Origin of the sequence: Streptococcus sp. 2018110 (genome assembly GCF_019754115.1) — a bacterium.
In the GTDB taxonomy this organism is placed as follows: domain Bacteria; phylum Bacillota; class Bacilli; order Lactobacillales; family Streptococcaceae; genus Streptococcus; species Streptococcus hashimotonensis.
In genome coordinates, this window is the sequence record NZ_JAIJZO010000005.1 from 102,621 (window position 1) to 114,111 (window position 11,491).

Genomic DNA, 11,491 nt, shown 5'->3' on the forward strand with positions numbered 1-11,491 from the left:
ACAAATCTGCCAATCAACCACTGCGCTGAGATGTTGACACGAACTCTGAGAAGCGAGGCTGGACTTTCTGCCCAGCCTCAGGATACTTAAAGCCTATCAACTATAGAACATTTTATAATTAACGAAAATCAAATCCGTCTGTAACAATCGGCTGAGTTAGCTCACTCTCCCGTTTCTAGGCTCAGGCTTTCTGTGGTCACTTTCTTATTTCAAGGTGACCAGCTGAAACAGTTCACCGAACTGTTTCACTCATCGTCATCCTCATCACTTGTTAATAGGCTATTGACGTGGACAAGGTTGCTTGTACCAAATTCGACATAGTCTACGGCTTCACCAAGCAGGACGCCGTTCAAGAAGCCGATAACCATTGGCATGTTCATACCTGCATAGAGGTCAAACTGCCCACCTTCAATCAATTTTCGTGATACGACGTTGGCTGGTGTACCGCCCAACAAGTCTGCGAAGACAACGAAATCTTCCAATCTTGCAATTGTTTCTTCAAATTTTTTCTGGAAGTCTTCTGGACCTTCTTCTGGTAATAAAGCTACTGTATAGATGTCCTCTTGAGGACCCATAATCATTTCAGTAGATTTTTTCAACTCCTCGCAGAAGATACCATGACTTACTAATACTAAACTTCTAGTCATTATGCCATACCAAATGCGAAATGACCGATTGCTGACAAGCAAAGAGCAAGCGCAATGATGATCAAGATAGCCTTGGTAGAGGTCATACCTTTACGACCGAGCAACCAGAATACAAAACCTGTAAAGACAGCTGGAACAAGGCGAGGGAAGATTGTGTTGAGCAAGTCTTGAATGTCAATCACTTTCTCACCTACAGTTGGAGCCCAAGTCACTTCAAAGTTAATCATAGTTGCAATCAAGGCACCCATCATGAAGACACCCATGACTGAAGCAGCATCAACAAGAGCTGTCAAGCGATCGCGCATGGTTGTAATCAACTTAGTACCTTCTTTGTAGGCAACTTCCAACTGTTTCCAACGGAAGATGTCATAAACCACTGCTACTGCTACCCAAAGGAAGATACCCCAAGGCTGACCTTGAGCCGCCATAGTCGCTGCAACAGTACCCATGATAGCTGGTACCAATGAACCAAAGATTGAGTCACCAATTGGGGCAAATGGTCCCATCAAACCAGTCTTGATACCGTTAACCGCATCTTTAGAAGCCACACCGTCACTTTCTTCAAGTGCCAAGTCAATACCTGTGATGATGGTATGGAAAAATGGTGAAGTATTGAAGAACTGAGTATGCAATTTCATCATTTCCTTCAACTCAGGAGTACCATCTCCATACATTTTACGCAATTGTGGCAAAATCATGTAGAGGTAGCCAGATGCCTGCATCCGCTCATAGTTCCAACCAAGTTGGAAAGTGAACAAGCTACGTTTGTTGATTTGATTAAAATCTTCTTTTGTTAATTTGTAATTAGATTTCGTCATCTTCAATTTCCCCACTTTCTGAATTTGATGGAGCAACCACAGTTACTTTTTGGCTATTTTTGAAGTGAATCACTGAAAGGAATGCCCCCACAATAGCGATACCAATCATTGACAAACCTTTGAAGTTATTGACAAAGCTTACGCCTGCATCTTCAGGAAGAGTGCCAACGATACCAGCAACTGCACCACCCAAAGCTGATACGTTACCGTAAAGAACAGTCAACATAGCTGTAAGAGCGAAACCTACCGCCAAGTAGTGAAGGTTACGTTTAAGTGGAAGATAGTGAAGCAAGATTGCAAAACCAAGACCTGGAAGCATACGAGCTGCAAGCGTCAAACCGTTGGCAATCCATTGGTATTGTTCAATAGTCTTAACCATTGCATCTACAAACTCACCACCAAAAGCAAGGGCAAGGAAAACTGGAAGTGCACGAGAAAGTGCCCAAGGAATTGCACCAAGCAGATAGTTGCGTTCGATACCAGCGTAGTCAAAGCGTTCAATCGCCGCATCTACACGGTGTGCAAAGAAAGTAGTTGAGAAACGACCAGCAATATCTGTATAAACAAGAAGTGCTGCTACTGGAACTGCGATAGTAGCTACTGCAAGTTCAGGGTCAATACCTTGTGATACAGAGAAGGCTGTCGCCAATACCGCACCAGATGTTGCATCAATACGTGACGCACCACCAAAAGTACCTACACCAAGCACCATCAACTGCAAGCTGGCACCAATTGCCAAACCTGTTGTCATATCGCCCATGATTAAACCAGTGATAAACCCTGCAAAGACTGGTGAACCTGCTGACGATACAATTGTCAGCTCGTCACAAATCTGATAAGCAGAGTAGAGCGTTAGAAGTAATATTTGCCACCATTGCATAATAGTGATCCTCCTTTAAATTTTTCAAAAATATCCGAATGTTATCTAACCTTATCCAATAATGGCATAAAGTCTTTTGGTGAATCGCCAGGTACCATTTGTGCAAATAATTTTACACCCTTAGCCGCCAAGGCATCAAAATCTGCAATATCCTTATCTACAACGTTAATAGAACGAGTTACAGAACGAGTTTCCGGAGTTTGAGACATATTCCCTACGTTCAACTCAGGGAGCTCAACCCCATACTCTACCAAGCGAAGGAAGTTTTCTGGACGACGAGCAACAATCAAGAGACGTTGACTATCATACTTGCCCTCCTTAATATTATTAGCAGCCTTTTCAATCGGTAAAATCGATAATTTTACGCCTGGAGGACATGCTAATTTCAGTCCTTGTTTTTCAATGTCATTTTGAGCAACAGCATCATCGATAACCATGATACGACCGATGTTCAATTTCGTCGTCCATAAGTTAGCAACCTGACCGTGGATCAAACGACCATCAATACGCGTAGCAATAATTGCCATACAGTGTTCTCCTTTTCTTCATAAATCTTTTAGGCAGAAACCGATTAAAATTTCTACAAGTCTTTTATAACGGGTCTTTGTGAAAAATGAATCTTCTCTCTATATTTTCCTTCTGTCTCGAAGACAATTATTTCATTCGCTCCTTTCTTTAAGTATCCTTTGGGAATATAGAGATAGAGGATTGGCCCTTTTTCCCAAAAACGTCCAATATTTACATTATTAACGAAAACAACTCCCTTACCAAAACCTGTCATGTCTAAGTAAGTATCCGCAAGTTCATCCAGTTCAAACTGATAACGATAGAAAGCAGCTTGACCTTCCTCCCAGCCCTTACTAAAATCCAAGTCCTCAACTGACTCAAGATGCAAAGGATAGGTTTCCCAATGACCAATAAAATGTAAATCAGCCATCGCACCTCGACCAAGCCCTTTAGACTGGGTAGGAGCCGTTAGTTTGTGCCCATAATTGACACGTCCCATATTTTCTACCAAAATATCTAATTTTAGCTTGTCATCTTTAAAATCCAATTCAACATCGTCACCAATCTCAGTCTGATACTGAGTTGCAACAAGTTTTCCATCTGCATAAATTTGGATACGGTCACGCGCATCAACTACTCGGAAACGTTCCGCTTCTGTCTTATCCCGCTCCAACTCTGTTCTATATAAAATATAACCTGTTGACTGATCAAGCTCTTCCATATTCTTAGGATAAAACCCTTTTACGCAACCGCTTACATTTTCTAGAGTAGCAAATAAACTCACCTTATCATGAAGCGACACATCTGAAAAAGCTTTTGCCTCTTTTACAAGCGGTTCTGCATACTCTAATTCAGGATAGACTTCTTTCAAACGTCGTTGCAAAAGATAAAACTTCTTAGTAGGATTTCCAGCTTCATCCAATATAGCATCATAATCATAAGAAGTTACCTGAGGCAAATCAATTTGACCACGAGCAGAGCAACCATTCATGAAACCAAAATTTGTTCCACCATGGAACATGTACAGATTCAAGGAGCCCAATTCGATACATTCCATAACCGAATCAACCATTTCCTCCGGCTCTCTACGAATAATTTCATCGCCCCAACGATTGAACCAACCATCCCAAAATTCCATACACATGAGTGGCCAATTTTTCTGATGTTCATTAAAGAATGCCGTCATATTTGCAAAATTCTCTCTAGCTTTAGAACCAAAGTTTCCTGTTACAAATACATCGTCCTCTATCAGTGTTCCTGCACGTAATGTTGCTCGCCAAGAACCATCCGAGGTAAACAAGGGAGCAGTTAGACCATGTTTACGCATCAAGCCAGCCACCGATCTTAGATACTCCTTCTCCTCACCATAAGAGCCATACTCATTTTCCACTTGGAACATAAGTACATTTCCACCCTGTGCGAGTTGGAGCTTGGCCAATTTAGGAATAAGAGAAGCGTAATATTCATCTAAGTGCTGCAAGTACACCGAATCACTCGAACGTACTCTAAGCTCTTCCTTCATCAACCAAGCAGGGAGGCCACCCCATTCCCACTCCGCACAAATATAAGGGGAAGGACGTACAATTGCATAAAGCCCTAATTCTTGAGCCAATTTCAAAAATCGCTCAATATCCAATATACCCTCGTAACAAAACTCACCCTTTCGAGGTTCATGCATATTCCAAGGGACATAGGTTTCAACCGTATTAAAACCAAGGGCCTTTAAGTTATACAAAGAATGGTACCAATCATCAGGATGGACACGAAAATAATGAATCGCGCCTGATAAAATCTTAAAGGGTTCACCGTCCAAATAAAATTGGTCTCCAATATAAAATTCTTTCATTTCTTCCTCCGATGCAACCGCTTACCTTTCTATTAATATACTAACACTTCTTTGTGGTTATGTCCAGTACTTTTTAAAAAATTTTTACTTTTTTTTACAAACACATCTATTTCATCAGTCAGAAAGGGATTACATCTATTTTTTTATGGATTCCAGCTATATTTTTTGATTTTCATCAATTAATTTAGTATAATGAGCCATGGAAAGGAAGGAAATAAGTATGAAAGTACCTAAGTACCAGCTTATACAAAACGACTTACGCCAGCAAATTATCTCTGGCAAATTTGAAAATGGCGACAAATTTTACACAGAATCTGAATTAACAAAACTATTTAACGTTAGCTCTATTACCGTTATTCGTGCAGTAAACGAACTAGTTAAAGACGGCTACCTCGTTCGTCAACAAGGTAAAGGAACCTTTGTATCCCGTTCACGCAAAGGACGTCTTGTAGAATTTTCTGATATTGAGATTTTTCCTATGGATAAGGATAAGGTTACTGTTCTCTCGTGCGAAAAAGGCAATAAACCCGATATCCTTGAAAAACTAAATCTTGACAAGAATGAGTTTTATTATAAAATTGTACGCGTCCGCGCAGCAGAAGACACTCCATACATCTTCCACAATTCATACATCCCTCAACGATATATCCAGAATCCAGATGCTCCACTCGAGCACTATCAATCAATCTATCAACGCTTCAAACTGGACTACAATATCCACATGTCCGAGGAACCATTTGTAGAAACGAATGAAATTGTCAGCCCATGTCCAAAAGAGGTTGCCACTCATTTGAAATTAAAAGCGACTGAACCAGCTGTACTACAAAACAAAACAACTACTAACAGTACTAGCGGTGAAGTGATGGAATATACTGAAACTTACAAACACTGGAAGTATTACAAATTTGAAATTACAGCCAATCATCGCTAAAAAAACGCAGACTAACGTCCGCGTTTTTTTCATACCCAATAACAATCAAAAGTAGCCTAGGAAATAAAGCCGAAGATAGAACTGGATTTCATCAAGGTAAGTTGACAGCGAATAATTTTGATTTTCGAAGAGTATTAATTCTAATATCCCCGTTGATGGGTAATCTTGTAACGAAACTGGTCCGCTCTAGCAATACTAAACGTAAACTCGATAATTCTATTCTTATCATTATAGGTTTTTCTTACCAAATGAAGTACTGGACTATTGCTTGGAATCCCGAGTATCTTAGCTTCATTATCCAAAGCAATACTTGCATAGAACTCTTCTTCTGCCAAACGAATCACCTGATGATAATCCTCTGAGAAAATTTCATACAAGGGAGTTGACATCATTCGCTGAGCAGCTAATCCAGGAAATAGCGAGGCAGGAACATATGTCCTTTCCAACATCATCGGAACCTCATCTGCAAGTCTCAAACGTTCAACTTCAAACACTTCCTCACCCTGACTAAGTTGTAGATGCTGCGCAATGTAGTCCGACGCCTTAACCAATTCAAAGGATAAAATCGAGGTCCTCGGTACTTTCCCAATTTTTTTCATTTGCTCAGTAAAACTATAGGCCTGAGACAAATCCACTGCAGTATCTGAAATCTCAGATACATAGGTTCCCTTACCGTGCTTCTTATAGACTAAGCCACGTTTTTCCAATTCTTGCAAAGCCAAACGAACTGTAATACGACTAACACCATAAACCTGTGTTAACTCACGCTCTGAAAATAACTTGTCATTCGGAGCCATCCTCTCACGAATTGCAACTTCCAATTCATCAACCAACTGCAAATAGAGAGGTTTCTCAACAGTTTGACTAACCATAGACTCCTCCTTTCTAACCCACATAAGCTTACAAATCTATTTTACACCAAATTTCATATATTAACAATATCTTAGGTGATAAAATACCAGCTCTTCAAGCTAAAGCAAGGTCACCTCATCTGGCAAAGTAATGGTCTCTTTTCCCTGCTTGTCCATTACCAAGATTGTTGAGGGATAAAAAGGATCAAAACGACTACTTAAATCTACAGCCAGTACATTTTTATAACCTTCCTGCGAAAAGACCAACGTAATCTTACCACGACGATTTTTGATAGAAAAACGGATTACATTTTTCAAAGGAATAACTCCTTTTAAGTAGTGATCAATAACATACCAGAAACTATCAATCACTTCCCCAGGAAGCGAGGTCACAACTCCAAAACTTGCATAGCGCCCATTTGTTTGTTCAAAGGCCATAAGCCCCTCCTTTACAATAAGAAAAAAGCCTGTAAAACAGGATTTTCTTTTCTAACTTTATCTACTTCTCAGTTCTAAATAGCGTTTGTACCAGATATTAACGTAGGCTGGAGAGAATGGTCCGCGCTGGTTATTAATCCAATCAACCAGTATCTTGACATTTTCCTTCAAAATAAAATCAATATCATCCGAATACTTCATCGCCTTACGATGACGCTCATATTCATCCACATCCAGCAGTCTCTTTTCACCATCAGCAAAGACCTTAACATCTAGGTCATAATCAATGTATTTTAGTGCCTCATTGTCGAGAACATATGGACTAGCAAGGTTACAATAATAGGAAACTCCGTTTTCACGAATCATTGCAATGATATTGAACCAGTATTTTTTATGAAAATACACGATTGCTGGTTCTCTTGTTACCCAACGCCTACCATCATTTTCAGTCACTAAGGTATGATTATTGACTCCAATAATAGCATTTTCCGTTGTTTTTAATACCATGGTGTCACGCCAAGTGCGATGAATTTCACCGTCATGCTTATAACTTTGAATTGTAATAAAGTCGCCTTCCTTTGGTAATTTCACTTTGTTACCAACTTTCTACAATTACAATTTATCTTGACTATTATATCATATTTTTCTAACCTAGGCTAAATTTTTTCACAGATAATCACGAAGGACAGTCTGAATCCGATCAAAGTCATAACCCTTTCGAGCCAAAGCCTGTATCAACCTTTGCTTCAATTCATAGCCTTCATATTTACGACTATATTTTCTATACTGCTTATCCAATTCCTTGGCGATTAAATCATCTTCATTTTCTTCATCAGCCACAAGTTCCAACTGACCCAGGCTTTGTTTGGCCGTCTCATAAGAAAACCCCTTACCCATCAATCCCTGTACAACTTTATCTTGCAAAGCTCGAAGAGGCAACTTTCTTTGGTATCTACCCACCAATTTCTCCCCAATCTTCCCAGCAAGCTCTGAAAAATCTTCCTCAGCCAGCCTTTTATCAATCAGCGGTTTAGGAATTCCTTTCTGCATCAACTTCTGACGAATCATAGCTGGTCCCTTATCTCCATTTAGAGCATTCTGACGAACATAGCTATCAACATAATTCCCATCGTCCAGCCATTTTTCCTCTTCTAATACCGTCACAATCTTGACAATATTGTTTTCTTCAATTTCATATTTTTTTAGATAATCACTAACTTCTTTTTTGGTACGTTGCTTGAAGGAAAGGTAATAAAGTGCTAGATTTTTCCCATAAGAAAACTGAGCAAAATCGCGAAGCTCACGAAACTCCTGCTCCGTGATTTCCTTTCCCTTACTAAGCATGAAGCGAACAATTGTGTCTTCCGTAATATACAAACTATCCTGACCATCCACTTCAAGTAAATAAAGACGTTTCTTCTTTTCAATTTTTGTAATTCTCATTCTTTCATTATACAGGATTTTTCGGTAAAATAATAATATGAATCTACAAGTAAACCAACGAATCCCCTTAAAAATCAAACGAATGGGCATCAACGGAGAAGGCATCGGATTTTATCAAAAAACGCTAGTCTTTGTCCCTGGTGCCCTTAAGGGGGAAGAAATTTTTTGTCAAATTACCTCAGTCAAACGAAATTTCGTTGAAGCAAAATTGTTAAAAATCAACAAGGAATCAAAATTCCGTGTCAAGCCTGCCTGTGACATCTATCAAGCCTGTGGTGGTTGTCAAATCATGCACCTCCGCTATGATAAACAATTAGACTTCAAACAAGATCTTTTGCAGCAGGCCCTAAAAAAGTTCAAACCAGCTGGCTACGAAAACTACACTATTTATCCAACAATCGGTATGGATAAGCCTAGTCACTATCGTGCCAAATTACAGTTCCAGACTCGATCTTTCAAAGATCAAGTCAAGGCAGGTCTCTATGCGGAAAATTCCCATCGCTTGATTGGAATTACGAATTGTTACGTCCAAGATGCCGAAACACAAGAGATTATCAACGGAATCGCAAAACTACTCACCAAGCACCGTATTCCTATTTACAATGAGCGCAAGCAACATGGAATCCGCACGGTTATGGTCCGCAAGGCTCGAAAAACAGGTCAAGTTCAAGTGATTTTTATCACCTCTTGTCAGGTTAATCTTACTAAATTAATTGATGAACTCACCAGTCAATTTCCAAGTATAATCACTATTGCTCTAAACTGGAATAGACAGAAAACGAGTGATATTTATGGGGAAAAAACAGAAATTTTATGGGGAGAACAAGCTATCGATGAGGCTGTTTTAGATTACGAATTCTCACTATCTCCACGGGCATTTTATCAACTAAATCCCCAACAAACAGAAATTCTCTACGGCGAGGCCGTCAAGGCTTTGGACATTTCAGGAGATGAAAACTTGATTGATGCCTACTGTGGCGTGGGCACAATCGGCTTCGCCTTTGCTAAAAAGGTCAAATCTGTTCGAGGTATGGACATTATTCCAGAAGCCATCGAGGATGCTAAAGCAAACGCTAAGCGAATGGGATTATCCAATACCCACTATGAGGCAGGTAAAGCAGAAGAAATCATTCCAAAGTGGTACCAAGAAGGCTACAGGGCCGATGCCTTGGTAGTTGATCCTCCACGAACTGGACTCGATGAAAAGCTCCTCAAAACCATTTTGGATTACAAACCAGCTAAAATGGTTTACGTATCCTGCAACGTCTCCACCCTTGCAAGGGACCTTGTTGAGCTAAGCAAAGCCTACAAGGTAGAATACATTCAATCTGTCGACATGTTTCCCCACACAGCACGGACCGAGGCGGTTGTTAAACTAAGCAAAAAATAAAAGGCACTATAAGACTATGACGGGTAAACCCACTATGGTCATATAGAGCCTTTTTGAGTGTAGAAAACATACTAAGATTAGTAGTGAAGAAATCTCCGACGAGAGAGAGTACTCACTACTTTTTTCATTCTCAAGATGATAAAGTAGAGGTGTCTTGTTAAGTCGAGGGACTTTTTGACGCTAGACGTCGCATCAAAAACTGGCAAGGCACCTGTTTTAGAAAGAATGTTATCAAAGTATGTGGGACGCCAGACGTCGAGTATTGAAAAAGACATCACTAAAACAAGGAATCATTCAAGACAGAGAGGTAATATCATGCGAGTAGTATTTGGAATTGACGTGAGTAAGGTAAGTTCAGAAGTAGCCATTCTAGTCAATGGCGAGAAGGTTCCTGGCTATACCATGTCCAATGATGCCATTGGCTTTTCTCGGCTACTTGGCGATTTGAAAACCGTCCACAAGCCTGAAATCATCTTTGAAGCAACAGGCGTTTATTCTCGTCGTCTTCAAACTTTTCTAGAAGATAATGGCTATGCTTATACACGGCTCAATCCCTTAGAAGCTAAGAAGCAACTGGATAGCTTGCGTGTGCGGAAAACAGATCAAATTGACGCTGAAAAACTGGCTCAGTCTCAGTTTGTACTGAATCGTAAACCGACCTATGTCCAAGAAGAAGTCTATCAAAATCTGCGAGATTTAAGTCGTTTCTATCAGAATCTGACCGAGGACATCGTTCGGGCTAAAAACCGCCTGCACAAGGTCTTACAGGTCACTTTCCCTGAATTGGAAACTATCTTGTCAACACCAACTGGTGAACAATACTGGAACTTAGTTATAGCTTTTCCTTGTAAGGACTTCGTGCTTGAGTTAAGCAAGGATAAACTCTCAGAAAGCATTCGTCAATCCACTTCAAAACGGATTTCTGACAAGCGTGTGGCGTACTTAGCCGAGAAACTGATAGCACTAGCTAATCAATCTTATTGTGCCGTCAAGAAAACCTCTCCAATGCTGGAAGAGGTCCGTTACTATACAAAAGAATTGCTTAGACTTTCTGAACAGAGACAGGCAGTCTTAGACGAAATGGTGGAACTAGCTCAACCTTTACCAGAGTATGACATTCTGCTTTCTATTCCTGGTATCGCTGAGACTACTGCAACAAGTATTATTGGCGAACTGGGAGATATTCGCCGTTTTCAGTCTGCCAATCAAATCAATGCCTTTATCGGTATTGACCTGAGACACTATGAATCTGGTAACTTCCTCGCTAAGGAACACATTACCAAGCGTGGAAATCCCTACGCTAGAAAGATTCTGTTCAAATGCATTCACAATATCGCTTCAGCCAGTCATACCAATCCTTGCCATATCGCCGACTTTTATGAGAAACGAAAAAGACAATCGCAAACGACTTCAACGAAGCCACACACGATTGCCTCCATACATCGTCTCATTCGGACAATGTATTACCTCATTACGCATAATAAGCTTTACGATTATACTTCTACCCAAAATCGGTAAAACTGTTTATGCTCTATCATTGTAACACCTTATCAAAAAATTTCAACATAAGGTGTTGCTTTTGTATACACTTTTTACACTAAACTTTAGTCCAAAATAAAATAATTTCCTTATTTTGACTACTGAATCCCAAATTTCAAGTTGAAGTTAGCCACCCAAAAGAAATTCACTTGGCGACTTGTAGTCCAAGCATTTTTTAGGGTAGTTGTTAATCCAATTTTC

Annotated in this window: 12 protein-coding genes; 3 read left to right on the top strand and 9 right to left on the bottom strand. The window is 40.0% G+C overall.

Annotation, left to right across the window (positions count from 1 at the left end; all coding sequences use genetic code 11):
• Nucleotides 1-245: 245 nt before the first annotated feature.
• The 5 genes from K5Q34_RS05130 to K5Q34_RS05150 are packed head-to-tail and all read right to left on the bottom strand — an operon-like array spanning nt 246 to nt 4,698.
• Nucleotides 246-647 (bottom strand): PTS sugar transporter subunit IIA, encoded by a 402-nt coding sequence (locus K5Q34_RS05130; RefSeq protein ID WP_029171419.1) that lies wholly within the window; start codon nt 645-647, stop codon nt 246-248.
• Entirely contained in the window at nt 647-1,465 is an 819-nt protein-coding gene (locus tag K5Q34_RS05135) for a PTS system mannose/fructose/sorbose family transporter subunit IID (protein ID WP_024384351.1), read from the bottom strand. Before K5Q34_RS05135 ends, K5Q34_RS05130 begins: the two co-directional genes overlap by 1 nt.
• On the bottom strand, nt 1,452-2,348 hold the full coding sequence (locus K5Q34_RS05140; RefSeq protein WP_024384350.1) for a PTS mannose/fructose/sorbose/N-acetylgalactosamine transporter subunit IIC: 897 nt from the start codon (nt 2,346-2,348) through the stop codon (nt 1,452-1,454). Before K5Q34_RS05140 ends, K5Q34_RS05135 begins: the two co-directional genes overlap by 14 nt.
• A 38-nt stretch (nt 2,349-2,386) precedes the next feature.
• Nucleotides 2,387-2,872 carry a PTS sugar transporter subunit IIB gene (locus tag K5Q34_RS05145; protein ID WP_004194095.1) on the bottom strand — a complete coding sequence of 162 codons (486 nt, stop codon included), beginning with the start codon at nt 2,870-2,872 and terminating at the stop codon, nt 2,387-2,389.
• 53 nt (nt 2,873-2,925) lie between these two features.
• Nucleotides 2,926-4,698, bottom strand: coding sequence for a beta-galactosidase family protein (locus tag K5Q34_RS05150; protein ID WP_221864615.1), 1,773 nt, complete (start codon nt 4,696-4,698; stop codon nt 2,926-2,928).
• A gap of 220 nt (nt 4,699-4,918) precedes the next feature.
• Between K5Q34_RS05150 and K5Q34_RS05155 the strand changes: the two genes are divergently transcribed.
• A complete protein-coding gene (locus K5Q34_RS05155) occupies nt 4,919-5,629 on the top strand; it encodes a GntR family transcriptional regulator (RefSeq protein WP_015646515.1) in 711 nt (236 codons plus the stop codon).
• A gap of 140 nt (nt 5,630-5,769) precedes the next feature.
• On the opposite strand, the gene K5Q34_RS05160 is transcribed toward K5Q34_RS05155, so the two are convergent.
• The 4 genes from K5Q34_RS05160 to recX form a co-directional block, all read right to left on the bottom strand.
• Nucleotides 5,770-6,501: a GntR family transcriptional regulator gene (locus tag K5Q34_RS05160; RefSeq protein ID WP_024384348.1), complete on the bottom strand. Its 732-nt coding sequence runs from the start codon at nt 6,499-6,501 to the stop codon at nt 5,770-5,772.
• Nucleotides 6,502-6,600: 99 nt separating this feature from the next.
• The gene (locus K5Q34_RS05165; protein ID WP_002942715.1) at nt 6,601-6,918 is read right to left on the bottom strand and encodes a DUF960 domain-containing protein; all 318 of its coding nucleotides are present in this window, start codon (nt 6,916-6,918) and stop codon (nt 6,601-6,603) included.
• Between the two features lie 57 nt (nt 6,919-6,975).
• The gene (locus tag K5Q34_RS05170) at nt 6,976-7,509 is read right to left on the bottom strand and encodes a DUF402 domain-containing protein (RefSeq protein WP_004194106.1); all 534 of its coding nucleotides are present in this window, start codon (nt 7,507-7,509) and stop codon (nt 6,976-6,978) included.
• A 75-nt stretch (nt 7,510-7,584) separates the two neighbouring features.
• A complete protein-coding gene (recX, locus tag K5Q34_RS05175) occupies nt 7,585-8,361 on the bottom strand; it encodes a recombination regulator RecX (RefSeq protein ID WP_013730191.1) in 777 nt (258 codons plus the stop codon).
• A gap of 37 nt (nt 8,362-8,398) precedes the next feature.
• Between recX and rlmD the strand changes: the two genes are divergently transcribed.
• Both rlmD and K5Q34_RS05185 read left to right on the top strand, forming a co-directional pair.
• The gene (gene rlmD, locus K5Q34_RS05180) at nt 8,399-9,751 is read left to right on the top strand and encodes a 23S rRNA (uracil(1939)-C(5))-methyltransferase RlmD (protein WP_221864616.1); all 1,353 of its coding nucleotides are present in this window, start codon (nt 8,399-8,401) and stop codon (nt 9,749-9,751) included.
• A 315-nt stretch (nt 9,752-10,066) separates the two neighbouring features.
• Nucleotides 10,067-11,269, top strand: a complete 1,203-nt coding sequence (locus K5Q34_RS05185; RefSeq protein WP_313770351.1) for an IS110 family transposase — start codon at nt 10,067-10,069, stop codon at nt 11,267-11,269.
• Nucleotides 11,270-11,491 lie beyond the last annotated feature (222 nt).

What these genes read in the sequence shown, in the direction of transcription:
- K5Q34_RS05130 (WP_029171419.1), bottom strand. Translation starts at nt 647, where the DNA reads ATGACTAGAAGTTTAGTATTAGTAAGTCATGGTATCTTCTGCGAGGAG.
- K5Q34_RS05135 (WP_024384351.1), bottom strand. Translation starts at nt 1,465, where the DNA reads ATGACGAAATCTAATTACAAATTAACAAAAGAAGATTTTAATCAAATC.
- K5Q34_RS05145 (WP_004194095.1), bottom strand. Translation starts at nt 2,872, where the DNA reads ATGGCAATTATTGCTACGCGTATTGATGGTCGTTTGATCCACGGTCAG.
- K5Q34_RS05150 (WP_221864615.1), bottom strand. Translation starts at nt 4,698, where the DNA reads ATGAAAGAATTTTATATTGGAGACCAATTTTATTTGGACGGTGAACCC.
- K5Q34_RS05155 (WP_015646515.1), top strand. Translation starts at nt 4,919, where the DNA reads ATGAAAGTACCTAAGTACCAGCTTATACAAAACGACTTACGCCAGCAA.
- K5Q34_RS05160 (WP_024384348.1), bottom strand. Translation starts at nt 6,501, where the DNA reads ATGGTTAGTCAAACTGTTGAGAAACCTCTCTATTTGCAGTTGGTTGAT.
- K5Q34_RS05165 (WP_002942715.1), bottom strand. Translation starts at nt 6,918, where the DNA reads ATGGCCTTTGAACAAACAAATGGGCGCTATGCAAGTTTTGGAGTTGTG.
- recX (WP_013730191.1), bottom strand. Translation starts at nt 8,361, where the DNA reads ATGAGAATTACAAAAATTGAAAAGAAGAAACGTCTTTATTTACTTGAA.
- rlmD (WP_221864616.1), top strand. Translation starts at nt 8,399, where the DNA reads ATGAATCTACAAGTAAACCAACGAATCCCCTTAAAAATCAAACGAATG.
- K5Q34_RS05185 (WP_313770351.1), top strand. Translation starts at nt 10,067, where the DNA reads ATGCGAGTAGTATTTGGAATTGACGTGAGTAAGGTAAGTTCAGAAGTA.